This window comes from Streptomyces sp. NPDC031670, from assembly GCF_055580545.1.
Genome location: NZ_JBVILC010000009.1, coordinates 220,530 through 244,937, shown reverse-complemented (window position 1 = coordinate 244,937; position 24,408 = coordinate 220,530). Strand labels below are relative to the sequence as shown.

Sequence of the window (24,408 nt, the reverse complement as noted above, 5' to 3'; positions counted from 1 at the left end):
CTCGCAGGAGGCTGATCAGGAACTTCCGGAAGTGAGACCGGGAAGGTGCTCGGTCTCGTCGATGAAGGCGCGGGCGACGTCCGCCAGGCGGCGGTTGTGGGCGCGGGCGTAGGTACGCAGCGTCGTGAAGGCCCGCTCCATGTCCGTGTTGCGGCGTTCGGCGAGCTTTCCCTTGGCCTGTTCGATCAGGACGCGGCTGTTGAGGGCGGTCTGCAGCTGTTCGTTGAGGAGGGTGCTGCGCTCGGTGGTGCGTTGTTGCAGCACGCTGATGGTGGCGACGTCGGCGAGGGCCTGTGCGAAGGGGGTGGCGGCGGGGTTGATGGGCGCCGGGGTGGTGTGGAACAGGTTGAGGGCGCCGACGGCCTCGTCGCGCAGGCGCATGGGCAGCGCCTGGACGGCGGTGAAGCCGAGGCGCTGCGCCTGGGCGGTGAACAGGGGCCAGCGCGCCGCTTCGTCGCGCAGGTCGGGAACGGACACGGTGATCCCGGTGTGGAAGCAGTCCAGGCAGGGGCCTTCGTGGTTCTGGAGCTGGAACAGTTCGAGGAGGCGCACCCGTTCGTCGGAGGCGGCCATGACACGCAGCACGCCGTCGCGGTCGGCGAGCAGGACGCCCGCCGCACTCGCGTCGAGCAGATCGACGCAGCGGTCGGTGAGCAGGCGCAGGAAGTCCATGAGGTCGAAGTCGGCGACGAGACTGTCCGCCAACTCGACGAACGTCCGGGCCATCAGCTGTTCCTTCATCGTGCACACCTCTGTTTGTGGGGCGTGAGCATCAGGGCTCCTCGTCGGGCGGTCGCGCATCCGGCGGTTGCGGGTCGGACGCTGTCGTCTCCGGGGGGAAGCGGAGCCGGTGGGCGACCACGTCGGCGGCGACCACCGAGATCCGTGTCCCCCGGGCGTACGCGTGGGCGCGCAGCCGGATGAAGGCTTCCTCGGCGCCGACGCCGAGCTGGACCATGAGGATGCCGGTGGCCTGGTCGATCTCGGCCCGGTAACCGCCCAGGTCGTCGAGGGGCGCGGCGCCCGGCAGGTCCGTGCCGGCCACGTCGGTGCCGGACGCGCCGGTGTCGGACGGGACACCCGTCACGCTGATCCCGGCGTCGAGCAGAAGCAACGTGGCAGTGTCGGCGAAGGCCATCGCGTCGGCCACCTCGTCCGCGTCCAGCTCGACCGAGGTGCTGGAGTACAGGTCGAGTACCCCGGGGCTGATGGCACCGATCTGCAAGGGGAAGGCGAAGACCGCCCTGGCTCCGGCTTCCAGGGCCGCATCGGCGAACACCGTCCAATGCTGCTGGAGTTCACCGGCCAACAAGTCCGTGCAGAGGACCGAGGAGCCGAGGACGAAGGCATCCACGCACGGCCCCTCGCCCAGGGTGAGCTGGAGTTCTTCCAGCTGCTGACTGACGGAGTCGGTGCTGCACAGCGGATGGCTCGCCCGGTCGCGGGACATCGCGGACACCCCGGCCCCGCCGACCGGCAGCGCCGCCACCGCCGCCGTGCACACGTCGAGGAGGCCGACCCGGACGCCGCGCAGGGCCGCCTGCTCGGCCACGAGAGCCTGGATCCGCGCCGACCGGCTGCCGGGGGTCACGGTAACCACCGGATCGAGGAGGGAGCCGGCGCCGGGCACACGGCACGGCCGACCGGCCTGCGGACGTTTCCGACGCCCTTCCTGCGCCAGGAGCGGAGAGAGGCCACGATCGGCTCGTCGGCCCGGTCCGCCGTGGCGACACCGACTGACGTCTGACGCCCGGAGGGGAGCAGTTCCCGCAACCGCTGGGCCACAGCCCGGTGCCGCTCGTGCGAGGAAACCAGGAGCCCGGCGAAGCCGGCGCCGGCGCTGGTGATCCGGCCGACGGCGGGCCGGAGAACTCCGTCGACTCCCGGCCCCCCGAAGCCGTCCTCGCCTACGACACGGGGGGCCGCGTAGGGGAGCCGCCGGCGCCAACCCCCCGGGGAAGACCCGAACCCGCGGCCCTTCAGGGCCGCGGTTTCCGCGATCACCATGGCGAATCGGGGCGGCTCTACGGCGACGGCGAGACGTCCTGGACGGACTTCCGGGCTCGGCTCGCGTGCGTCTTCGTCGGACGCCGCTGCGCGGGACTCCGCGACGGACCCGTCAGATCCCCGCGGGAACCGACGGCCTGCCGGTGGGCCGGCCCGGCCCGGGTACATCGCTTCCACGGCGAGCTGCTCGCAATGGCCTCCGCTCCACGGCTGACCGCGGGCCGGAGGGGTGATCACGGCGCGTCCGCCCGCTGGAGGGGACGAGAGCGGCGCGAGCGGGCGCGAGCCCTCTGGCGGACGGACAGCCGCAGAGTAAGGCATGACACCTCGGTTCCAGCCGTTCAGGCGTTCTCGGGACCGCCCCTGGCACCGGACGCGATGCGCCGGCTCAGTGCCCGGCGGGGTGCGACCGAGGTCGGGGGCGTGCGAGGACGTGAGTGGGTCACCAGGTCGGGATTCCGCGCTCCGAAGCTCGGCGCCCGACAGGGATCTTCTCGAAGATGTGACGGGTCCGGACGGTAATCCGCTCTCGTGGCATCGTGGTCAGCAAGCGTGCGTCCACCGGGGTCCTGGGCGTCCGCTCACCAGCATAGTCCCCGGCCCTCCGCCGCGGCGGATCCGAACGGGCCGGAATCCGGCACCCGGCGGCTGCGGAAAAGCGTGGGAGAAATCCGGAGCGAGCCGAAGGTGAGTGAGCGGGTGGGCCCGCAGCGCAAGTCGACGAGCGGGGCGATGGCCAGGCAGGCGGAGAACAGGAGTGTCGAGCAGAGGCAGGAGCCGGGTCATGTCGATGAGGTTTCCGCCGGTCAGTGACACCGCGAGCGGGAGGCCCCGCCCGTCGGGGAGGACGTGGTGCCTGCTGCCCGGACGTGCGCGGTCGACCGGGCTGGGACCGCTTTGGCGGCGCCGAGCCGCCCGCCCGCGTGAGGAGTCGATCACCACCCGCGACCGGTCGAGCTTCTTCGGGGCCCGCGGTTTCCTCAGCAGCACCAAGCAGCCGCTCGGCATTATCGCGCAACAGTGGGCCAGTGCGCCGGTGTTGATCGAGCCAAGGAATGCTGTTTGCGGAGGCACGACTTGTGGTCGTCGCGGGGCCTGGCTTGAGGCGGCCCGCCGGGTGAGTGGCCACGTGCGAGCACGGATGCGAGGCCGCCTCGGATGCCGGCGACGGCAAGCCGAGTCCAGGGCAGGCTCAGGTGAGAAGCCTGCTCGTCGTGACGCACGATGTTCTGGAAAGTCTTCGACTCGAAGGCGTGCCGTTGTACAGTGATGGATGCCCCTGACCTGCAGAAAGCTGGCGGGGAGCCGTCCTCCAGGAGTCCAAAGTGCTGCGAACTCTGTTCAAGTCCAAGATCCACCGAGCCACCGTGACCCAGGCCGACCTCCACTACGTGGGTTCGGTCACCGTCGACGCCGAGCTGATGGAAGCCGCCGACCTGCTGCCCGGCGAGCTCGTCCACATCGTCGACATCGACAACGGCGCCCGGCTGGAGACCTACGTCATCGAGGGCGAGCGCGGCTCCGGAGTCATCGGTATCAACGGCGCCGCCGCCCACCTCGTCCACCCCGGCGACCTGGTGATCCTCATCAGCTACGCCCAGGTCGACGACGCCGAGGCGCGCACCCTGCGCCCGCGCGTGGTGCACGTCGACGCGGACAACCGTGTCGTCGAGCTCGGCGACGACGCCTCCGCGCCGGTCCCCGGCACCGACCAGCGCCGCAGCCCGCACGCGCGCGTCCCCTCCGCCTCCCAGCACTGACGCCGGAGGAGGACGCCATGGCCGGCCCCCTCACCCTGCTGCACACCTCGCCGGTGCACGTGCCCGTCTTCGACGCCCTGCGCGACGAGGACCACCCGGGCCTCGCCCTGCGCCACCTGGTGGACGAGGACCTGCTCGCCCGGGCTCGCCGGCTCGGTGCGTCCGGGGCCGCCGACGCCACCGGGGCGGTCCTCGCCGAGGCCGTGGCCGGGGGTGCGAGGGCCGTGCTGTGCACCTGCTCGACCATCGGCGGCCTCGCGGAGGCCGCCGGGGCCGAACTCGGGCTGCCGGTCCTGCGGGTGGACCGGCCGATGGCCGCCGCGGCCGTCGCCCACGGCCCGCGGATCACGGTCCTCGCCGCCCTGGAGACCACCCTGCGCCCCACCACCGAGCTGCTCCACGAGGAGGCCGCCCGGGCGGGCCGCGCGGTCGCGCCGCGGACGGTGCTGGTGGACGGAGCCTGGCGCCGCTTCGAGCAGGGCGACCCGGGGGGCTACGCGCGGGCGGTCGCCGAGGCCATCGGGCGGGTCGAGGACGCGGACGTCATCGTCCTGGCCCAGGCCTCCATGGCCCCCGGGGCGCGACTGGCCCCGTCCAGGACTCCGGTGCTGTCCAGCCCCCGCCCGGGGCTGGCGGCGGCGGCGAAGCTGGTGTGAGCCGGGCGCGGGGGGGGGGGGGGGGGGGAACCAAACCCCCCCCCCCCCCCCCCCCCCCCCACCCCCACCTCCCCCCCCCCCCCCCCCCCCCCCCCCCCCCCCCTCGCCGCTCAGCCCGCCTCGACCTCCGTGCGCTCGCCGCCCCACAGCGTGTGGAACGAGCCCTCGCGGTCCACCCGGCGGTAGGTGTGCGCCCCGAAGAAGTCCCGCTGCCCCTGGGTGAGCGCCGCCGGCAGCCGCTCGGCGCGCAGCGCGTCGTAGTACGCCAGCGCCGCCGAGAAGCCCGGCACCGGCACGCCCTGGCGCGTCGCCGCCACGACCACCGCGCGCCAGTCCTCCTGCGCCGCCCCGATCTCCTCGCCGAAGCGCTTGTCCGAGAGCAGGCTCACCAGGTCCGGTTCGGCGTCGTACGCGGCCCGGATGCGGTCCAGGAACGCCGCCCGGATGATGCATCCGGCGCGCCAGATCGCGGCCACCGAGCCCAGGTCCACGTCCCACCCGTACTGCTCGCTGCCGGCCCGGACCTGGTGGAAGCCCTGGGTGTACGACACGATCTTCGAGGCGTACAGCGCCTGCTCCACCTGCGCGGCGAACGCCTCGGCCGCCTTCTCGTCCAGCGGCTCGGGCACGGGCCCGGCCAGGGCGCCGGAGGCCTCGCGCAGATCGGCGTGGCCGGAGAGGGAGCGCGCGAACACCGCCTCGGCGATCCCGGACACCGGCACCCCCAGGTCCAGCGCGATCTGCACCGTCCACCGCCCCGTGCCTTTCTGCTCGGCCCGGTCCTGGACGACGTCGACGAACGGCTTCCCGGTCGCCGCGTCCTGGTGGGCCAGCACCTCCGCCGTGATCTCGATCAGATACGAGTCGAGGCGCCCCGTGTTCCAGCCCCGGAACGTCTCGGCGATCTTGGCGGGGGAGTACCCGGCGACCGTACGCAGCAGGTGGTAGGCCTCGGCGATCAGCTGCATGTCGGCGTACTCGATGCCGTTGTGCACCATCTTCACGAAGTGGCCCGCCCCGTCGGGGCCGACGTGGGTCACGCACGGGGTGCCGTCCGGCGCCTTGGCCGCGATCCTCTCCAGGAGCGGGCCCAGCGACTCGTACGACTCGGCGGAGCCGCCCGGCATGATGCTCGGGCCGTGCAGCGCGCCCTCCTCGCCGCCCGAGACGCCGGCGCCCACGAAGTGGATACCGCGCTCGCGCAGCTCGCGCTCGCGCCGGCGCGTGTCCTCGAAGTGCGCGTTGCCGCCGTCGATGATGACATCGCCCTCGTCGAGCAGCGGGGCGAACTCCTCGATCACCGCGTCCGTCGGCTCGCCCGCCTTCACCATGACGACCAGCCGGCGCGGCCGTTCGAGTGCCGCCACGAACTCCTCCGGCGACTCGGCGGGCACGAACCGCCCCTCCTCGCCGAACTCCTCGACCAGGGCCCGGGTCTTGGCCGCCGTCCGGTTGTGCACCGCCACCGTGAGGCCGTTGCGAGCGAAGTTGCGGGCGAGGTTGCGCCCCATGACGGCGAGTCCGGTGACGCCGATCTGGGCTGTTCCACTCATGGCTGTGCTCCTCGGATCATCGGGTGCGCTGCTCGGTCAACCCTACGGAAGACTCCAAGCGGCGCGACTCGGCCGGCATTCCCCTCGACGGATGGGTACGCACTCTTGTCACGGTCCGTTCAGAGCCCCTACTTTGGCGGCTCCCGATGCGTTCGAGGGGGACCCATGTCCGTACGCGGGCGGCACCGCCGCTACCAGCCGGGCCGTATCAACCGGGCTTCGCTGACGGTGACGGCGGGCGGGGCGGGCATGGCCCTGCCCCTGATCGGCGCGGGCGCGGCCCACGCCGCCTCCCTGGACGTCTGGGACAAGGTCGCGGCCTGCGAGTCCACCCACAACTGGCAGATCAACACCGGTAACGGGTACTACGGCGGGCTCCAGTTCAGCCAGTCGACCTGGGTGGCCTACGGCGGCCGGGCCTACGCCCCGCGCGCCGACCTCGCCTCCAGGAGCGAGCAGATCGCCGTCGCGGAGAAGGTGCTCCAGGCCCAGGGTCCGGGCGCCTGGCCGGTCTGCTCGGGCGAGGCGGGACTGACCCGCGGCGCGGCGCACACCACACACACGGCGCACACCGCGTCCACCACCCATACCGCGCACCCCGCCCCGGCGGTCCAGGAGCACCACGCGCGCGTGGTGCGCGAGGCGGCGCCCCAGGCGGGCCCCACCAAGGTCCCCGGCAAGCGGGAGGGATACGTGGGATACACCGTCGTCCCCGGCGACTCCCTCTCCCGTATCGCGCACACCGAGCAGGTCAGGGGCGGCTGGCACGCGCTGTACACCGAGAACCGCCGGGTCGTGGGCTCCGACCCCGATCTGATCCTGCCGGGCCAGCGGCTGTCCTTACCGGACACGGCGGCGCCGCCGCGGACCCGCCCCGGGCCGCAGCCGGCGCCCCAGCAGAAGCGGCCCGCCAAGCCGCAGCCGAAGAAGCCCGCCGCCCCGCACAAGCAGCCGGCGCCGAAGCAGGTCGTCCACAAGGGCGGCCTCCTCGCCGCGCCCGTGGACGCCGGGCCCAGCACCCCCTACCACAAGGCCGGTTCGTCCTGGGCGAGCGGCTACCACACGGGGGTCGACTTCCCCGTCTCCACCGGGACCTCGGTCCACGCGGTGGCCACCGGCAAGGTCGTGGAGGCGGGCTGGGGCGGCTCGTACGGCTACCAGGTGGTGATCCGGCACACCGACGGCCGCTACAGCCAGTACGGCCATCTCTCGGCCGTGAACGTACGGGCCGGACAGCAGGTCAACACCGGCCAGCGCATCGGCCGTTCGGGCTCCACCGGCAACGCCACCGGGCCGCATCTGCACTTCGAGATCCGCACCGGGCCCTCGTACGGGTCGGACATCGACCCGCTGGCCTACCTCAGGGCGGGCGGCGTCAGCCTCTGACCGGACGTGCTGCCCTCGGCGCTCTGGCCGGGCGCCGGGATCGCCGGCAGGGTCCGGGGCCCGGGGCGTGAGCGCCGGGAGGCGGCGCCGAGGCGCTCGGTGGTGAGCAGGATCAGTCCGCCCGCGGCCACGACGCCGCTGGCGAGGGCGACGGCCAGACCTGCCGTCCCGTAGCGGAACTCCTCGCCGAACATGGTGAGCCCGACGGTCGCCGCGACCACCGGGTTGACGACGGTGACGGTCGCCAGGGGCGCCGCGAGTCCCGCGCCCCGGTAGGAGGCCTGGGAGAGCAGCAGGCCCGCGGCGGCGAGCACGGCTATGGCGAGCAGGCTGGGCGCCTCGGTGAGCTTCAGGCCCTCGTCCCAGTCCTCGGCCACCAGCTTGGTGAAGACCGACGCCATGCCGAAGGAGATGCCCGCGGCGGCGGCGAGCAGCACACTGCGCACCACCGGGCCGTGCACCGCGCGCGAGGCGAGGAAGAGCACCGCCATCGCGCCGAAGGTGACCGCCCCCAGCAGCAGCCGCTCTCCGCCGCCGACCGAGTCGGCGTCCGCGTCGCTGGTGAGGGCGAGCAGCCCGGCGAGGCCGGCGGTGGCCATGACCGCGCCGCGCCAGGCCGCCGCGCCCGCCCTGCGGCGGACGAACACGGCGGCCATCGGCAGCGCGAAGACGATGGTCAGCGCGCCGAGCGGCTGGACGAGGGTGAGCGGTCCGCACGCGAGTGCCACGACGTGCAGGAGGGCGCCGAGACCGTTGAGTGCCACAGAGCCCCACCAGGCGCCCTGGCGGAGGTACGTACTGTCGGGGGAGGCCGCGGCCACGCGCTCCTGGACGATCGCCGCAGCCGCGTACGCGACGGCGGAGACCAGGGAGAGCAGCACGGACAGGGCAAGGGCACTCATGCATCCACGATCCCTCGCCGATCGCCTCTCGTCGTCGTCCTTGAGACCGCATTGACACGTACTGCCATAGGAGTACGCCCCTACTCCAGAAGTCGTCCATACATCGGGCATTCGGTACAACTGCTGGTGGGGAGGGGTGAGATGAGGGCATTTCGGCCAGGTACGGGATGGGGGATGTCCATTAGTAGCCGAAGATGTGTTCGATCGAAAATCTGTGAGAATCGCGGGGTACGTGGCAGGTCCGCCACGGCGCGCACGGAGGGGGACGAGGAGTGGATCTGGCGGCGGTGGCCTCGGTCGGCGGGTTCTTCGCGCTGCGCACCGGACCGGCCGGGGGCGCGCACCACCCGCTTGCCCGGCTCTACGCGGGGGAGGGCGGCCCCCTGGCCGCCCGGATCGACACCGTCACGGCCGCCCTGCGCGCACCCGACCGCCGCACCGGCGCCTCCATCGCCCACCTGGGACTCGTCGCCCGGCTCTGGTCCATCGCCCTCGGGCCCGCCGTGCTCCACGGCGAACTGCCCGACCTCGACCCGGCGGCCCTGTCCTGGGACGGTGGCCGCGGCGCCCCCGACGACCTGCTGCTCGACCGGGTCCGGCCGCTGCCCGGCACCGCCGGGCGGATCCGCGAGAGCGTCCAGTACGGCCACTTGGTCCCGCTCGCCGAGGCCGTCCGGCGCGACACCCCCGTCGCGACCGGCCTGCTGTGGGGGAACGCGGGCTCCGCGCTCGCCGGAGCCGTCCGCGAACTGCACCGCTGGGCGCTGCGCGCGGGCCGCCCGGACGCGGCCGGGCGGGCGCTGGAGCTCGGCGCCGAACTCCTCGCCCACCCGGATCTGGCGGGCACCGGCACGCTGCTCCCGGGCCCGGTCTTCCGGCGCCGCAGCTGCTGCCTCTACTACCGCTGCCCGGGCGCCGGGCTCTGCGGTGACTGCGTCTTCGACCGCCCGCCCGCACGCCCCTGACCGGCGGTCCACGGGCTCGCGGTTTGGTCTGCGGCGCCCCGCTCCGTACGATTGCGCTTTTGGGAACTTCCACACGCGGGCGAGACCGCGCATGACCGAGGAACGGCGACGGCGATGACGGTGACAGAGGACATCCAGGACCAGGAGTACGGTCCCGGCATCGGCCAGGAGCCCGCCGAACCCGACGTGGAGTACGGCCCCGGCATCGACCCCGAGCGCCTCGCCGTCTGCCTGAGCGTGCTGGACGAGCTCGACAGCATCGAGGTCGACCACCCCGACGCGATCGCCGTGCGCCGCGCCACCGCCGCGATCTACCGGACCGTGAAGCAGCGCCGCCGCCAGGAGCGCCGGGCCGCCAAGACCGCCCACGACCGGGCCGTCACGCATGCGACCGCCACCGGCTCCGCCGAGCGCATCGACGACGAGACCGAGGGCATCCTGCCCTCGTCCGCGACCCCCACCGGCCAGATCGCCGGGGTGCTCCAGCGCCCCCGCTCCTGCTACATCTGCAAGACCCGGTACGTCGAGGTCGACTACTTCTACCACCAGCTCTGCCAGAAGTGCGCCGCAGAGAACCGGATGCGCCGGGAGGCCCGCACCGACCTCACCGGCAAGCGCGCGCTGCTCACCGGCGGCCGGGCGAAGATCGGCATGTACATCGCGCTGCGGCTGCTGCGCGACGGCGCCCACACCACCATCACCACCCGCTTCCCCAAGGACGCCATCCGCCGCTTCAAGGCGATGGAGGACTCGGCGCAGTGGATGCACCGCCTGGAGGTCGTCGGCATCGACCTGCGCGACCCGGCGCAGGCGGTCGCGCTCGCCGAGCAGACCGCCCAGCAGGGTCCGCTGGACATCCTGATCAACAACGCCACCCAGACCGTGCGCCGGCTGCCCTCCGCGTACGCCGCCCTGGTCGAGGGCGAGAGCGCCCCGCTGCCCGCCGGTGAGCTCCCCGCCCACCATGTGATCGGCGCCTTCAACTCCGGCGCCGTCGGTGATCTCGGCGCACCGGCCGCGCTGCCGCTCGGCACCTCCGGCCTCGACGCCCAGCGGGTCGCCGACCTCGCCCTGGTCGCGGGGAACGCCAGCATCGCCCGGCACCACGACGGCACCGCCATAGACGCGGGCGGGCTGCTGCCGGACGTCGTCGACACCAACACCTGGGTGCAGTCCATCGACCAGATCTCCCCGGTCGAACTGCTGGAGACCCAGCTGTGCAACTACACCGCGCCGTTCATCCTGATCAGCATGTTGCGCCCGGCGATGGCCGACGCGGCCCGCAAGGCCCCGAAGGGCCGCGCCTACGTGGTCAACGTCTCCGCGATGGAGGGCGTGTTCAGCCGCGGTTACAAGGGCGCCGGGCACCCCAACACCAACGCCGCCAAGGCCGCCATGAACATGGTCACCCGGACCAGCGGCCAGGAGATGTTCGAGACCGACAAGATCCTGATGACCTCGGTCGACACCGGCTGGATCACCGACGAGCGCCCGCACCACGACAAGCTGCGACTCGCCGAGGAGGGCTTCCACGCCCCGCTCGACCTGGTCGACGGCGCCGCGCGCGTCTACGACCCGATCGTGCGCGGCGAGTCGGGCGAGGACCTGCACAGCGTCTTCCTCAAGGACTACGCGCCCGGGAACTGGTAGACCGCACCCGCAGCGCGCACGGTGGCCGGACTCCCCGAGGGGCTCCGGCCACCGGTGCGTCCGGGGCCCTGCCCCGCCGCCGACGACTGTGGGACCGGGCGCGCTCACCCGGACGGAGCAGAGATCGCCGCCCCGGCGTGGCGGCCGTCCGGGGGCGGCAGATCATGGCTGGACGGGGCCCGTGACCAACGCACGGTGAAGGAAAGTTGACGCAAAGGAAACGGCCCCATCGAGCAGGGGCCCGCTCATTTGGTTACTCTGACTCCGACGGAAGCCATCAAAGGATCGACCAGTCCTCGATGCCCGTTCCGGAACCGGCCCGCACACTGGGCCGAGCTTCCGACAGAGTGCCGGCGCCACCGCGTCAGAACTGCCCCTGACCCCTGCCCCCTCGGGCGGCCGGCGACCGGGAAGGGACCGGAGCCGCCAGTACGCCCAGGGTTACGCGACACAGAGGAGTGCGCGGTGACACCAGAGACGACAGAACGCGAACAGCGGACGCCGGAACGCGGCGACCGGCCCGGCCGACCCGAAAAGCTCCGCAACCTTGAGGTCTGGGCCCGTTCGGCCCCGATCCGGCTGGCCGGCTACGAGGACGACCTGGCCGAACCGCACATCCTGCCGGGCATCGACTGAGCGGTCCCCGCCCCGTCCGGGCGGTCCGCCCCGGCCCCTTTCTCGCAACGTGTGCCCCCTGTTCCGGCAGGGGGCACACGTCTGTCCCGGCCCGGACGACGCGCCCGGGCCGCTCTCCCGTACGGCGGTCGTCCGCTTGCGGGACCGGGCGCCCTCCGGCAGACAATGAGTGACAACTCGGGGCGAATAGGTGGGAGATCTACGTGCGCTCGACCCCGCGCCGGTTCACCCTGGCGGCAGTCGTCATGTCCATCGGAGTGCTCGTCGCGGCCTGTGGCGGCGACGGCGGAGGAGGCCGCGCCGCCTCCGACGAGAAGGAGCTCTTCCTTCAGCCCGTCGCGGCGTCCGGCCCCGACCCCTTCACGGAGTCGACGGCCAAGGCCGCCCGGCCGCTCACGCCCTCCCAGCCGCCGCCGAGCGCCCCCGGCAACCCCACGGCGACCGTACAGACCGTCCGGACCGTCCCGGGCTCCATGCCCGGCCTGTACGGCGGCACCCAGTCGGTGGCCAGCTGCGACGTGGAGGCGCAGATCCGCTTCCTCGACGCCGACCGGGCGAAGGCGCGCGCCTTCTCGGAGACCGCCGGGATCAACCCGGACGACCTCCCCTCGTTCCTGCGCGGGCTGACCCCCGTTGTGCTGCGGGCCGACACCCGGGTCACCAACCACGGCTTCAAGGACGGCCACGCCACCCCCTTCCAGTCGGTGCTCCAGGCCGGCACCGCCGTCCTGGTCGACGACCACGGCTCGCCCCGGGTGCGCTGCGCCTGCGGCAACCCGCTCAAGCCGCCCGTCGCCACCCAGGGCGCCGCCTCCCGGGGCCAGTCCTGGCCCGGCTACCAGCCGCAGCGCACCGTCGTCATCAACCGCACCACCACGGTCATCAACAGCCTGATCATCGTGAACGTCGTCAACAACACCTGGATCGAGCGGCCGACGGGCGACCAGGGCATGCGCGACCGCGAGCGGCCCGACATCCAGATCGACCCGACGGCGCCGGTGGTCACCGACTCGCCGAGCGCGCCGGTCAGCCCGGACCAGTCCGGCCCGGCCGTGGCGCCGAGCCTGTCCGCGCCGTCCACGAACAGCACCTCGCCGAGCGTGAACTGCCCCAGCCCCGCCCCGACCGTCACCGTGACGAGGCCGCCCGGGTCGCTGCCGCCGGGCGCCGCCCTGCCGAGCGTGCCCTCCCCGGGCTGCCCGACGGCCACCGTCACCGTCCGCCCCAAGCTGACCTCGAAGCCCCCCACGGCTTCCATCGCCCCCACCGCCCCCACCGCCCCCACCGCCCCCACGGCTCCCAGCGAGCAGATCGTGCCGACGGCGTCGTCCGAGCTGCCCACGCTGCCCTCGGAGCCGCAGCCGGTCTTCCCGCCGCAGCCGTCCGGCGGCGGTGAGATGCCCACGGGCCTGTCCGCCTTCGACATCGAGCCGCCCATGGACGCCAGACTCTCCTGACGGGCGCCCCCGATCGGACCGAGGATCGGAGTGACGATGGACGAGTGGCCCGCACCCCCCGGTCTAGGCCTCGCCCTCAACCGCATGGGCACCTTCGACTGGGACCTCACCAGCGGGCAGATGCACATGGACCGGTCGGCGCTGGCGGTCTTCGACATGGAGCCCGAGGAGTACGACAACCGGCCCGAGACGCTGGGCAGCCGGGTCACCCCGGCCGAGGCGGCCCGGCTCGACGCCATGGTCTCGCAGGCCCTGAAGAGCGGCGGCGTCCACTACGGCGCCTACTTCCGCGTCCGGCTGCGCGACGGCACCGCGCGCTGGACGCACACCCAGGGGTATGTGCGCCGGGACGCCACCGGCCGCCCGCAGCGCATCATCGGCGTGATCCGGGACGCCACCCAGGAGCTCACCGAGTACGCCGACCGTCCCGCCGCCGACGACGAGGACCGCCGCCGCACCAGTGTGGTGGACAGGACCACGGCCGCCCTGGCCCACGCCCGTACCGTGCAGGACGTCATCGACGTGCTCAAGGGCTCGCGCGGGCTCGAACACCTGGGCGCCACCAGCCTGGTGATGGGGCTCCTGGAGGCCGGCCGCATCCATCTGGTGGCCGAGGGCCCCGAGGGCAGCTTCGTGCCGGGCACCCGCTGGACGCGGGTCGACGAGCAGTACCCGATGAGCGAGGTCGTGCGCACCCTGGCCCCCCGGTTCATCCAGACCCCGGAGGACTTCGCCGCCTCCTACCCGCGCCTGTGGCCGCACATCAGCGGGCTCGGGATCACCGCCGCCGCCTATCTGCCGCTGATCGCCCAGGCCCGTCCGATCGGCGCGCTCGGCCTGCTCTACAGCGACAAGACCGGCTTCACGGCCGACGAGCGCAACCTCCTGGTGGCGCTGGGCAGTTCCCTGGCGCAGAGCCTGCAGCGGGCCGTGCTGTACGAGCAGGAGCACGACCTCGCCGAGGGGCTCCAGCAGGCCATGCTGCCGCGCCGCATCCCCGAGGTGCCCGGCGCCCAGATCGCGGTGCGCTACCGTTCGGCCCGGCTCGGCCGGGACATCGGCGGCGACTGGTACGACGTCATCCCGCTGCCCGGCGGTCGCGTGGGCGCGGTCATCGGCGACGTCCAGGGCCACGACACGCACGCCGCCGCCGTCATGGGCCAGCTGCGGATCGTGCTGCGCGCGTACGCGGCCGAGGGGCACACCCCGGCGACCGTGATGGCCCGCGCCTCGGTGTTCCTGCACGAGCTGGACACCGACCGCTTCGCCACCTGCACCTACGCCGAGGCCGACCTGTCGACCGGGGTCGTCCAGCTCGTCCGGGCCGGGCACGTGGACCCGCTGCTGCGGTACGGCGACGGCAGCTGCCGCCGGCTGCCGGTCGAGGGCGGCCTCCCGCTGGGCCTGTCGGCGGAGTTCGGGCGGCTGGAGTATCCGGTGGCCACCGTCGAGCTGGACCCCGGCCAGACCCTGCTGCTCTACACCGACGGCCTGGTCGAGCAGCCCGGCGCCGACCTCGACGACGGGATGCAGCTCCTCGCCGCGCTGGTGCGCTCGGGGCCCGGTGACCTCCAGGAGCTGGCGGACCGGCTGTGCGACGTGGTCGACGACCGGGCGGGCGACGACGACGTGGCCCTGTTGCTGCTGCGCCGGCGCGCCCTGGAGGCCCCGCAGAGCGGCGGCCGGCTCCAGCAGCACGTGGCGCAGAACGACCCGGAGGCGCTGAGCTCCTCGCGCCATATGATCCGGGCGGCGGTGCGGGCCTGGGGCGCCCGGGAGCGGGCCGACGAGATCGAGCTGGCCGCCGACGAGCTGATCACCAACGCGCTGATGCACACCGACGGCGGTGCCATCGTGACCGTACGGGTCCTGACCGGGCCCGTACGGCGGCTGCGCGTCGAGGTCGAGGACCGCTCCAGTGCCCTGCCGCGCCGCCGGGAGGCGGGCGACTCCGGGGTGTCGGGGCGCGGTCTGATGCTGGTGGACCGGCTCGCCGACGTCTGGGGCGTGGAGTCGAGAGGCAGCGGCAAGTGCGTCTGGTGCGAGTTCGTCGTCCCGGAGCGGGGCGCCCCCGCCGACGGGTGACCGGCCGGCGCGGGCGCCGGGCTCGCGGAGCTGGTTAATCTGTGAGGTATGCCGGAATTGCCCGAAGTTCAAGCGCTCCGTGACTTCCTCGCCACCCACCTCGTCGGCCACCGCGTCGAGCGCGTGCGACCCGTCGCGATCAGCGTCCTCAAGACGTACGACCCGCCGCTGGACGCCCTCGACGGACGGTCGGTCACCGGGGTGGGGCGGTACGGCAAGTTCCTCGACATCGACGCCGACGGCCTCCATCTGGTGACCCATCTGGCCCGGGCCGGCTGGCTGCGCTGGCACGACGCCCTGCCCGAGGCCCCGCCGCGCCCCGGAAAGGGCCCCCTGGCCCTGCGGGTCGCGCTGGAGGGCGGGGCCGGGTTCGACCTGACCGAGGCGGGCACCCGCAAGAGCCTCGCCGCCTATCTGGTCCACGACCCCCAGGAGGTGCCCGGTATCGCCCGGCTCGGGCCCGACCCGCTCGCCCCGGACTTCGACCGCGACCGGTTCGCCGGGCTGCTCGCGGGGGAGCGCCGGCAGCTCAAGGGCGCCCTGCGCGACCAGTCGCTGATCGCCGGGATCGGCAACGCCTACAGCGACGAGATCCTCCATGTGGCGCGGATGTCGCCGTTCAAGCAGGTGGACCGGCTGACCGAGGAGGAGGTCACCGCGTTGTACGAGGCGGTCCGCGCCACCCTCACTGACGCGGTGGAGCGCTCGCGCGGACTGGCGGCGGGGCGTCTGAAGGCGGAGAAGAAGAGCGGGATGCGGGTCCACGGCCGGACCGGCGAGCCCTGCCCGGTCTGCGGCGACACCGTCCGCGAGGTCTCCTTCGCGGACTCCTCCCTCCAGTACTGCGCCACCTGCCAGACCGGCGGGAAGATCCTCGCCGACCGCCGGCTGTCCAAGTTCCTCAAGTAGGCGCCGCCGCCGTGTGCGTTCCTCCTCACCCCGACCGGGACAGCGTCGCGAGCCGGGACCCGTCCTGGCCCCGCACCTCGAAGTGGGAGATGTCGGCGGGCGCCAGGGCCGCCGCGCCCCGCATCGTCACCCGCGCCCCGTCCCGTACCGCCCAGGTCGCCACCGTGTCCTCCTCGCCGCCGCGCCCGACCGCGACCAGCGTGCACACCGCCGGGCCGCTCACCCCGCCCACGTCGAGCCCCACATCGGTGCCGAACCCGGTGGGCGCCGCCGCCAGGGTCGCCGTCACCCCCGGCGCCGACGCGGTCGCCGTCCAGTGCGGAACGGTCGGGTTCGCCAGCAGGTTCAGCGCGGCGAAGGGCGCGCCCACCACCAGCGCCGCCGCGGCGGCCAGCAGCCCCAGCCGCACCCTGTGCCGGGCCCGCAGCCGGCCGCCCACCGCCGCCAGCGCCGAGGGCAGCAGCGCGGGCGAGGGCACGGCGACGGGATCCACGCCCGGCGGCGTCCAGCGGGCGTACGCGGCGAGCAGCGCCTCCACGCTCCCGAGCTCCTCCAGCAGGCGCGCGCAGTGCGCGCACCCCGCCAAGTGCTCCTCGAAACGGAAGGTGTCGGCGGCGCCGAGCACCCCCAGTGCGTACGCCCCGACGTCCCGGTGCAGTTCCAGCGGCCTCATGCCGTCTGGTACGCAGACGGCGGCACAATCACTCACGTCACACGCAAGGGGACAGCGAGGAGTCGGCCCACCTACAATCCGAGCGCATGCTGCGCGTACTGGCGGTCGACGACGAAGCCCCCGCCCTCGAAGAGCTCCTGTACCTGCTGCGCTCCGACCCGCGGGTGCGCAGCGCCGAGGGCGCCACCGGGGCCACCGACGCGCTGCGCCTGATCGGCGGCGCGCTCGACGCCGGGCCCGAGGACGAACAGGGCCTGGACGTCGTCTTCCTCGACATCCACATGGCGGGGCTCACCGGACTCGACGTCGCCCGGCTGCTCGCCGGGTTCGCCCGGCCGCCGCTGATCGTCTTCGTCACCGCGCACGAGGGCTTCGCGGTCCAGGCCTTCGACCTGAAGGCGGTCGACTACGTGCTCAAGCCCGTGCGCAGGGAGCGGCTGGCCGAGGCGGTGCGCCGGGTGGCCGAGATGGTGGGCGACCGCGGCCCGGCGCCGGGGGAGGCCCGGACGGGCGCGAACGCGCCGGCCCCCGTGCCCGTGGAACTCGGCGGCGTCACCCGGTTCCTGGCCGTCGCCGACATCAGCTACGCCGAGGCGCAGGGCGACTACGCCCGGCTGCACACCGACTCCGGCAGCCATCTCGTGCGCGTACCGCTCTCCACGCTGGAGGACCGCTGGCGCGTGCACGGCTTCGTCCGCATCCACCGCAGCCATCTCGTGGCCCTCGCCAGGATCGACGAACTGCGCCTGGACGCGGGCAGCATGAGCGTCCGCGTCGGCGGGGCCGTGCTCCCCGTCAGCCGCCGCCACGCGCGTACCCTCCGCGACCGGCTGCTGCGGCAAGGCCGCTGACGATCCGCCGTGCCCCTGGTGCGTCAGAACAGGTGGATCGCCAGATGCCCCAGTGGCAGGCCGAGTTCCCAGGCCGGGGTCCACACCCGCGGCTCGTCCTCCGCCTCGGCGCGCGGGTCGACCCCGCCCGGTACCACCGCGTCCAGGTCCGCGGCCAGCAGCTCGGTCTCCTCCAGCCACCGCCAGGCGTCCCGCGCCAGCGCCAGGTCCGGGCCGGACCCGGTCGCCTCCCGCTCCCGCAGCCGCTCGCGGACCCAGCCGTGCCACGGCCGGCCGGCCGCGGTGAGCGCGCTCCACTCGTCGAGCCGCGCCACCACCCGCGCGCCGCCGACCGCGCCGTCCGACAGGAAGATCGTCAACGCCAAGGCGTTGCGTCCGGCCCTGAATTCGAGCGTCGTCGGCGGCATGAGATCGCCGGTGCGCAGTAATTCGTCGGCGATGTACTCCGCGTACATCCATGCCATCGGCACCAGCAGCTCTCCACCACTGGTCCCGTTCGTACCCTCCGGACGCATTCCGTCTCGCCTCTTTCATCGACTGTCCAGGCGCTCCAGGGAGCTCCAGGGAGCATTGAACCGGGGGCGCGCGCCCGCCGTGGCCAGAAGGGCAGGATCCGTCGTCCCCCACGAGGTGCCCATGCATGTGCGGCAGCTGCTCGGCGCGTACGTCCTCGGCGCCCTCGCGCGGGACGAGGACCGCCGGGTCGCCGGTCATCTGCGCATCTGCCCGGGCTGCCGCGCGGCCTACCTGGAGGTCGCGGAGACACCCTCGATGCTCGCCCTGCTCTCCGAGGAGGACCTGGCGGACGGGCCGCCGGACGAGTAGCCCGGCAGAACCCGTGCCAGGGCCCGCAGAGCATAGTACGAACGGGACTTGACGGTCCCGCACGGCACCCCCAGGACCTCGGCCGCCTCCGCCACGCTCAGCCCCCGGAAGTAGATCTGCGTCAGCACCGCGCGGTGCTCGGGGCTCAGCGTGCGCACCGCGTCCCGTACGTCCAGCGCGGCGGCCGAGCGCTCGGCGTGGTCGTCCTCCGCCTCCACGCGCGCGTCCAGTACGGCGTCGTGCACCTCGGCCGGCCGCGCCCGCCGGCTCCTGCGGGCGTCGATCGCCAGCCGCCGGCCGACGGTGAACAGCCAGGGCCGCATCGAGGCGTACGGGCCCTCCAGCGCCTCCGGGTGCTGCCAGGCGCGTACCAGCGTCTCCTGGAGCAGGTCCTCGGCGCGCTGGCGGTCGCCGTAGGTGAGGCCGAGCAGGAAGTGCATCAGGGCGGGGCCGTGCTCGCGCTGGAGCGCCGCGAGCTCAGGTTCGCGGGTGTAGCGCCGCGGCGGCGCCGCGCTCCGTGGGGCAGCGTCCGAGAATCCCGTGCTCACCGTGGTGCTCCCTTCCCGAGAAGTCCGCAGGCCGCAGCCCGTATCCGAGCGCAGTCGGGCGCGGAGGGACAGCCGCCGGAGCCCGGCGTGCGACGAACGGTCGAATGAAGCGGCGAGTGGTGCGGTGAACGGTTGGGGAAACGGGAGGGATGTGCATTATATGGATATCTGATAATCAATCAGGCAATTCCGACCCGACCTCTGGAGTCCGGTGCCATGACCAGCAGAACGAGCCGGCGGGTGGCGGCCCTCGCGGCCCTCGTCGCCGCCGCGACCGCCGGCTGTACGGCGGAGCACCCGGCCCCCGCGCGCCTGCCGCACCACCAGGACTCCGAACGCCCCGGCACGCCCTCGCCCGCGGGCGGCGCGGCGACCGCGGCGCCGCGCCCCTTCACGCTGGTCGCCACCGGGGACGTACTGCCGCACTCCTCGGTCATCGAGCGCGCCGCAGCCGACGCGGGCGGGGACGGCTACGACTTCCGGCCGATGCTCGCCGGCGTCAAGCCGGTGATCTCCCGCGCGGACCTGGCGATCTGTCATATGGAGACGGTGTACGGGCCGGACGGCGGCCCCTTCGCCGGCTATCCGGCGTTCACGTCGCCGCCCCAGGTGGCCGCCGCGCTCAAGGACACCGGGTACGACTCCTGCTCGACCGCGTCCAACCACAGCCTCGACGACGGGGCCGCCGGGATCGCCCGCACCCTGCGGGCCTTCGACAAGGCGGGACTTCAGCACACCGGTTCCGGCCGAACCGCCGCCGAGTCCGCGAGCCCCGCGCTCCTGGAGGCGGGCGGTGCCAAGGTCGCCCAGCTGGCGTACACCTACGACACCAACGGCTACCCCATGCCCGACGGGCAGCCCTGGGCGGTCCACCTCATCGACGAGCGCAGAATCGTCGCGGACGCCCGGGCGGCCCGCCGGGCCGGGGCCGACGTGGTCGTCGTCAGCCTCCACTGGGGCACCGAGTGGCAGACCGAGCCCGACGAGCAGCAACTGAGCCTGGGCAAGGCCCTCACCGCCTCGCGCACGGCCGGCCGCCCCGACATCGACCTGATCCTGGGCACGCACGCCCACATCCCCCAGGCGTACGAGAAGGTCAACGGCACCTGGATCGTCTACGGCGAGGGCGACCAGATCGCGGGAGAGATGTTCAACGACTCCGGCGCGCGCGATCCGCGCGGCAACATGAGCTCCATCGCCCGCTTCACGTTCGCGCCGCCCGCGCGGCCGGGGGCGCGCTGGGAGGTCACCAGGGCGGAGTTCATCCCGCAGTGGACCGACGTGGAGCGCGGCCGGGTCGTCGACCTCCCCCGGGCCCTGAGCGCCTCACCGGACCGGGAGGACTACCGCACGGCCCAGACGGAAATCCGTGAGGCGGTGCTGGGGCGCGGGGCGGCACGGGACGGCCTGAGGATGGCGGTCCGGTAGGGGCCGCGCCCTCGGACCCCGGCTCACCCGCTGCCCGGTGGGGGCTGGTCGTGCAGTTCCCCGCGCCTTCGCCCGCCAGAGCCCCGGACCACCCCAGGGGCCCGGGGAACTGCGCGAGCAACCCACCACCGGCCCGCGGACGAAAACGGGCCTCCCCCCCACTGACCCGCACCCGAAGGCCGGGCCCCACTGACCCGCACCCGAAGGCCGGGCCCCACTGACCCGCACCCGAAGGCCGGGCCCCACTGACCCGCACCCGAAGGCCGGGTTAGAACTACGGCACCACCGTCACCGGCCAGCGGCCCGCCTTCACCAGGCGGACCGCCACCGAACCGACGAACCGGTGGCCCGCCGACTCCGAGGCGCCGACCACCACCGCGTCCGCCTTCAGCTCGTCGGCGGCCGTCACCAGACCCCCGTAGGCGTCGCCGCGCAGGGTGTGGAACTCCCAGCGCACGGTCCACAGGTCCTTCACCCGTTCCGCCGCCGCGCGGATCTCCTGGGCGAGGCCCTCGGCGATCTCCCCGGTGGTGTCGGGAACCGGCGCCCCCATCGCGGCGCCCGCGGGCACCAGGGGCTGCACGTAGACCACCGCGAGCAGCGCGTTCTGCCGCCGCGCCAGACCGCTGGCGTACGCCGCCGCGCGCAGCGAGGAGTCGGAGCCGTCCACCCCGACGACGATGACCTTGGGGCCGTCCGTACCGCGTTCGAAGGGTGCTGTCACACCACCGAGGCTAGCCCCACGCCCGAACGCGCCCGACAGGCGGCCCGGCGTGCCGCTCCCTAGAGTGCAGGACATGAGTGTCAGCGAGGAGACGCCCATACCGGCACGGGCACGGCCGCCCGCGCGGTCCCGGTTCCTGAGCCGGGTGCCGGAGGCCTTCGCGATGTTCTTCGCCGGGCTCGGGCTGTTCTGCGGGGCGATCGCGCTGGTGCCCGCCCTGCGCCGGCTGCTGCGGCCCGTCGCCTGGTTCCTCGACCGGGTCACCGTCCCCGTCAGCGCCAACCTCGCCTACGCCGTTTTCCTGCTGCTGCTCGCCGCCGCCATCGGCGCCCGCAAGAAGGTCGCCTGGTGGCTGGTGGTCGGCTACCTCGGGCTGCTCTTCCTCACCGACGCGCTGCTGGTCGCCGTCACGGAGTGGATGTGGGCCGCCAACGGACTCGTCTGCGGGGCCGCGCTGGTCGTGCTGATCCTGGCGCGCGGCGAGTTCTACGCCGAGACCCGCCGCGGCGCCGTCCACCGGGCGCTGCTCGTGCTGCTCCTGGGGCTCGGCGCGGGCGTCCTGGCCGGCTGGGCGCTGGTGGAGATCTTCCCCGGTACCCTCCCGCGGGGCCAGCGGCTGCTGTGGGCGACCAACCGGGTGCTCGGCGGACTCGCCTCCGGCGGCCAGTTCGACGGCCGCCCGCCCCGCCTGCTCTTCTTCTTCCTCGGCCTGTTCGGCGCGATCGCCCTGCTCAGCGCCGCCACCACGCTCTTCCGCTCACAGCGCATGGAGGCCGCGCTCCACGGCGACGAGGAGCCGCGCATCCGCGCCCTGCTGCGCGCCTACGGCCGCGACGACTCGCTCGGCTACTTCGCCACCCGCCGGGACAAGGCCGTCGTGTTCTCGCCCAGCGGCAAGGCGGCCGTCACCTACCGGGTGGAGGCCGGGGTCGCGCTGGCCAGCGGCGACCCGGTGGGCGACCCCGAGGCATGGGGGCCCGCCATCGCCGCCTGGCTGGACGTGGCGAGGAAGTACGCCTGGGCGCCCGCCGTGATGGGCGCCTCCACGGAGGGCGCCACCGTCTACGCGCGGTACGGGCTGGGCGCCATGCAACTGGGTGACGAGGCGATCCTGCACGTGGCCCGGTTCGACCTGGACGGCCGCGAGATGCGGGTGACCCGCCAGGCGGTGCGCCGCGTCGCACGGACCGGGGCCACCACGCGCATCCGCCGCCACTCGGCGCTCACCGACGAGGAGATGGGCCAGATCGTCGACCGGGCCGACGCCTGGCGGGACACCGAGACCGAACGCGGCTTCTCCATGGCGCTGGACCGCCTGGGCGACCCGGCCGACGGGGACTGCCTCCTGGTGGAGGCCTTCGACGCCGAGGGCCGGCTCATCGCCCTGCTCTCCTTCGTGCCCTGGGGCCCCGACGGCATCTCCCTGGACCTGATGCGGCGTGACCGCAGCGCGCCCAACGGCGTCATGGAGTTCATGGTGGCCGAGCTCTGCGCGTACGCCCCGAAGCTGGGCGTACGGCGGATCTCGCTCAACTTCGCGGTGTTCCGCTCGGCCTTCGAGGAGGGCGCCCGGATCGGCGCCGGGCCGGTGCTGCGGCTGTGGCGCAGACTGCTGCTGTTCTTCTCCAAGTGGTGGCAGCTGGAGGCGCTGTACCGGTCGAACGTGAAGTACCAGCCGCAGTGGTTCCCGCGCTTCCTCTGCTACGGGGACGCCGGCTCGCTCGCCCGGGTGGGCCTGGCCTCCGGCATCGCCGAGGGCTTCGTCTCGGTGCCCAGTCTGCGCAAGCTCTGGGGCAAGGGGCACCCCAGCGGTGTCACCAGCCCCGGCAGCACCGCGGGCCTGCCCTCCATCGAGGCGCTCGGGCTGCCCGCGCCGGGCGCCGAGGGTGCGGGGGAGCAGCGGCTGCCCGAGCAGGTGCGGGTGCGCCACCGCAAGCTGGAGCGGCTGCGCGCCGAGGGCGCCGAGCCGTACCCCGTGGTCGTCCCGGCCCGTACGCACACCCTCGCCGGGCTGCGCGAGGCGGGGCCGGGCACGGCCGCCACGGTCGCCGGGCGCGTCATGGCCGTACGCGACTTCGGCGGGATCGTCTTCGCCGTGCTGCGCGACTGGTCCGGCGACCTCCAGCTCGTCCTCACCCGGGACAGCGCGGGGGCGGACGTCCTCGACCGCTTCACCCGCGACGTCGACCTCGGCGACCACGTCAGCGCCGCCGGCACCACCGGCACCACCGGCAAGGGCGAGTACTCGCTCTTCGTCACCGGCTGGCAGATGACGGGCAAGTGCCTGCGCCCGCTGCCCGACAAACGGCTCGGCCTGGCCGATCCCGAGGCCCGGGTGCGCCGCCGCTACCTCGACCTGGTGGCCCGCCCCGAGGCGCGCGACGTCGTACGGGCCCGCTCCACCGCCGTCCAGGCGCTGCGCCAGGGGCTGCTGGAGCGCGGCTATCTGGAGGTCGAGACCCCGATGCTCCAGCAGATCCACGGCGGCGCCAACGCGCGCCCGTTCACCACCCACATCAACGCCTACGACCTGGACCTGTATCTGCGGATCGCCCCCGAGCTGTATCTGAAGCGGCTGTGCGTCGGCGGGATCGAGAAGGTGTTCGAGATGGGCCGCACCTTCCGCAACGAGGGGGTCTCCTACAAGCACAACCCCGAGTTCACGATGCTGGAGGCCTACCAGGCCTACGCCGACTACGACGTGATGCTCGACCTGACCCGCGAGCTCATCCAGGGCGCGGCCATCGCCGCCTTCGGCCGGGCGGTCGCGCACCGGGCCGGCCCCGACGGACGGCTGGCCCGGCACGACATCTCCGGCCCCTGGCCGGTCAAGACGGTCTACGGGGCGCTCTCCGAGGCGCTGGGCGAGGAGATCGGAGCGGACACCGACGAGCCGCGCCTGCGCTCGCTGTGCGACCGGGCCGGGGTCCCGCACACCCCCGAGAACAGCCGCGGCGACGTGGTCCTGGAGATGTACGAACGGCTGGTCGAGGAGCGGACCCAGCTGCCCACCTTCTACAAGGACTTCCCCACCGACGTCTCGCCGCTCACCCGCCAGCACCGCCACGACCCCCGGCTGGCCGAGCGCTGGGACCTGGTGGCCTTCGGCACCGAACTGGGCACCGCCTACTCCGAGTTGACCGACCCGGTGGAACAGCGGCGCCGCCTCACCGCGCAGTCGCTGCTCGCGGCGGGCGGCGACCCGGAGGCGATGGAGCTCGACGAGGAGTTCCTGGACGCGCTCGAGTACGCCATGCCGCCCACCGGCGGGCTCGGCATCGGTGTGGACCGGCTCGTCATGTTCCTCACCGGTCTGACGATCCGGGAGACCCTGCCGTTCCCGCTGGTGCGCCGCTACTGACATCCGTCAGCCCGGACCGCGCCGGTACACCC

At 73.6% G+C, this 24,408-nt stretch carries 20 protein-coding genes and 2 pseudogenes; 13 read left to right on the top strand and 9 right to left on the bottom strand.

Going from position 1 to position 24,408, the window contains the following annotated elements:
* Positions 1-15 precede the first annotated feature (15 nt).
* The 3 genes and pseudogenes from ACZ5ID_RS19395 to ACZ5ID_RS19385 form a co-directional block, all read right to left on the bottom strand.
* Positions 16-741 (bottom strand): GAF and ANTAR domain-containing protein, encoded by a 726-nt coding sequence (locus ACZ5ID_RS19395; protein WP_468899270.1) that lies wholly within the window; start codon positions 739-741, stop codon positions 16-18.
* A gap of 31 nt (positions 742-772) precedes the next feature.
* The gene (locus ACZ5ID_RS19390; RefSeq protein WP_468899268.1) at positions 773-1,591 is read right to left on the bottom strand and encodes a GAF and ANTAR domain-containing protein; all 819 of its coding nucleotides are present in this window, start codon (positions 1,589-1,591) and stop codon (positions 773-775) included.
* A 1,133-nt stretch (positions 1,592-2,724) separates the two neighbouring features.
* Positions 2,725-2,997: pseudogene (locus tag ACZ5ID_RS19385) on the bottom strand (IS5/IS1182 family transposase); the annotation flags it as partial.
* 335 nt (positions 2,998-3,332) lie between these two features.
* Here ACZ5ID_RS19385 and panD point away from each other — a divergent pair.
* Positions 3,333-3,767, top strand: a complete 435-nt coding sequence (gene panD, locus ACZ5ID_RS19380; RefSeq protein ID WP_468899266.1) for an aspartate 1-decarboxylase — start codon at positions 3,333-3,335, stop codon at positions 3,765-3,767.
* A gap of 17 nt (positions 3,768-3,784) precedes the next feature.
* A complete protein-coding gene (locus tag ACZ5ID_RS19375) occupies positions 3,785-4,423 on the top strand; it encodes an aspartate/glutamate racemase family protein (RefSeq protein WP_468899263.1) in 639 nt (212 codons plus the stop codon).
* A 110-nt stretch (positions 4,424-4,533) separates the two neighbouring features.
* Here ACZ5ID_RS19375 and gndA read toward each other — a convergent pair whose 3' ends face one another.
* A complete protein-coding gene (gene gndA, locus ACZ5ID_RS19370) occupies positions 4,534-5,976 on the bottom strand; it encodes an NADP-dependent phosphogluconate dehydrogenase (protein WP_468899260.1) in 1,443 nt (480 codons plus the stop codon).
* A gap of 165 nt (positions 5,977-6,141) precedes the next feature.
* Between gndA and ACZ5ID_RS19365 the strand changes: the two genes are divergently transcribed.
* Positions 6,142-7,362 (top strand): transglycosylase family protein, encoded by a 1,221-nt coding sequence (locus tag ACZ5ID_RS19365; protein ID WP_468899257.1) that lies wholly within the window; start codon positions 6,142-6,144, stop codon positions 7,360-7,362.
* Positions 7,363-7,364: 2 nt separating this feature from the next.
* Here the strand turns inward: ACZ5ID_RS19365 and ACZ5ID_RS19360 are convergent.
* Positions 7,365-8,264, bottom strand: a pseudogene (locus ACZ5ID_RS19360) (DMT family transporter); the annotation flags it as partial.
* Between the two features lie 272 nt (positions 8,265-8,536).
* Between ACZ5ID_RS19360 and ACZ5ID_RS19355 the strand changes: the two are divergent.
* The 6 genes from ACZ5ID_RS19355 to ACZ5ID_RS19330 all read left to right on the top strand — a co-directional run bounded on the left by ACZ5ID_RS19355 (position 8,537) and on the right by ACZ5ID_RS19330 (position 15,966).
* Positions 8,537-9,229, top strand: coding sequence for a (2Fe-2S)-binding protein (locus tag ACZ5ID_RS19355; RefSeq protein WP_468899255.1), 693 nt, complete (start codon positions 8,537-8,539; stop codon positions 9,227-9,229).
* 114 nt (positions 9,230-9,343) lie between these two features.
* On the top strand, positions 9,344-10,879 hold the full coding sequence (locus tag ACZ5ID_RS19350) for an SDR family NAD(P)-dependent oxidoreductase (protein WP_468899252.1): 1,536 nt from the start codon (positions 9,344-9,346) through the stop codon (positions 10,877-10,879).
* A 465-nt stretch (positions 10,880-11,344) separates the two neighbouring features.
* Entirely contained in the window at positions 11,345-11,515 is a 171-nt protein-coding gene (locus ACZ5ID_RS19345; RefSeq protein ID WP_199831852.1) for a hypothetical protein, read from the top strand.
* Positions 11,516-11,718: 203 nt separating this feature from the next.
* Complete coding sequence (locus tag ACZ5ID_RS19340) at positions 11,719-12,972, top strand: DUF6777 domain-containing protein (protein WP_468899249.1); 1,254 nt, start codon at positions 11,719-11,721, stop codon at positions 12,970-12,972.
* Positions 12,973-13,008: 36 nt separating this feature from the next.
* Positions 13,009-15,057, top strand: a complete 2,049-nt coding sequence (locus ACZ5ID_RS19335) for a SpoIIE family protein phosphatase (RefSeq protein WP_468899246.1) — start codon at positions 13,009-13,011, stop codon at positions 15,055-15,057.
* 48 nt (positions 15,058-15,105) lie between these two features.
* Positions 15,106-15,966 carry an Fpg/Nei family DNA glycosylase gene (locus ACZ5ID_RS19330; protein WP_468899244.1) on the top strand — a complete coding sequence of 287 codons (861 nt, stop codon included), beginning with the start codon at positions 15,106-15,108 and terminating at the stop codon, positions 15,964-15,966.
* Between the two features lie 25 nt (positions 15,967-15,991).
* Here the strand turns inward: ACZ5ID_RS19330 and ACZ5ID_RS19325 are convergent, their stop codons facing one another.
* Complete coding sequence (locus ACZ5ID_RS19325; protein ID WP_468899242.1) at positions 15,992-16,639, bottom strand: anti-sigma factor family protein; 648 nt, start codon at positions 16,637-16,639, stop codon at positions 15,992-15,994.
* Between the two features lie 86 nt (positions 16,640-16,725).
* Here ACZ5ID_RS19325 and ACZ5ID_RS19320 point away from each other — a divergent pair, with 86 nt between their 5' ends.
* On the top strand, positions 16,726-17,490 hold the full coding sequence (locus tag ACZ5ID_RS19320) for a LytR/AlgR family response regulator transcription factor (RefSeq protein ID WP_468899239.1): 765 nt from the start codon (positions 16,726-16,728) through the stop codon (positions 17,488-17,490).
* A 23-nt stretch (positions 17,491-17,513) separates the two neighbouring features.
* Here ACZ5ID_RS19320 and ACZ5ID_RS19315 read toward each other — a convergent pair whose 3' ends face one another.
* Positions 17,514-18,005 carry a hypothetical protein gene (locus tag ACZ5ID_RS19315; protein ID WP_365113045.1) on the bottom strand — a complete coding sequence of 164 codons (492 nt, stop codon included), beginning with the start codon at positions 18,003-18,005 and terminating at the stop codon, positions 17,514-17,516.
* 55 nt (positions 18,006-18,060) lie between these two features.
* Between ACZ5ID_RS19315 and ACZ5ID_RS19310 the strand changes: the two genes are divergently transcribed.
* Positions 18,061-18,315, top strand: a complete 255-nt coding sequence (locus ACZ5ID_RS19310) for a zf-HC2 domain-containing protein (protein ID WP_406553553.1) — start codon at positions 18,061-18,063, stop codon at positions 18,313-18,315.
* On the opposite strand, the gene ACZ5ID_RS19305 is transcribed toward ACZ5ID_RS19310, so the two are convergent.
* The gene (locus tag ACZ5ID_RS19305) at positions 18,234-18,863 is read right to left on the bottom strand and encodes a sigma-70 family RNA polymerase sigma factor (protein WP_468899234.1); all 630 of its coding nucleotides are present in this window, start codon (positions 18,861-18,863) and stop codon (positions 18,234-18,236) included. The genes ACZ5ID_RS19310 and ACZ5ID_RS19305 overlap by 82 nt on opposite strands.
* A 216-nt stretch (positions 18,864-19,079) precedes the next feature.
* On the opposite strand from ACZ5ID_RS19305, the gene ACZ5ID_RS19300 reads away from it, so the two are divergent.
* Positions 19,080-20,291, top strand: coding sequence for a CapA family protein (locus ACZ5ID_RS19300; RefSeq protein WP_468899232.1), 1,212 nt, complete (start codon positions 19,080-19,082; stop codon positions 20,289-20,291).
* Positions 20,292-20,565: 274 nt separating this feature from the next.
* Here ACZ5ID_RS19300 and ACZ5ID_RS19295 read toward each other — a convergent pair whose 3' ends face one another.
* A complete protein-coding gene (locus tag ACZ5ID_RS19295; RefSeq protein ID WP_406553550.1) occupies positions 20,566-21,015 on the bottom strand; it encodes a universal stress protein in 450 nt (149 codons plus the stop codon).
* Positions 21,016-21,088: 73 nt separating this feature from the next.
* Here ACZ5ID_RS19295 and lysX point away from each other — a divergent pair, with 73 nt between their 5' ends.
* A complete protein-coding gene (lysX, locus tag ACZ5ID_RS19290; protein WP_468899229.1) occupies positions 21,089-24,376 on the top strand; it encodes a bifunctional lysylphosphatidylglycerol synthetase/lysine--tRNA ligase LysX in 3,288 nt (1,095 codons plus the stop codon).
* The last annotated feature ends 32 nt before the right edge of the window (positions 24,377-24,408 follow it).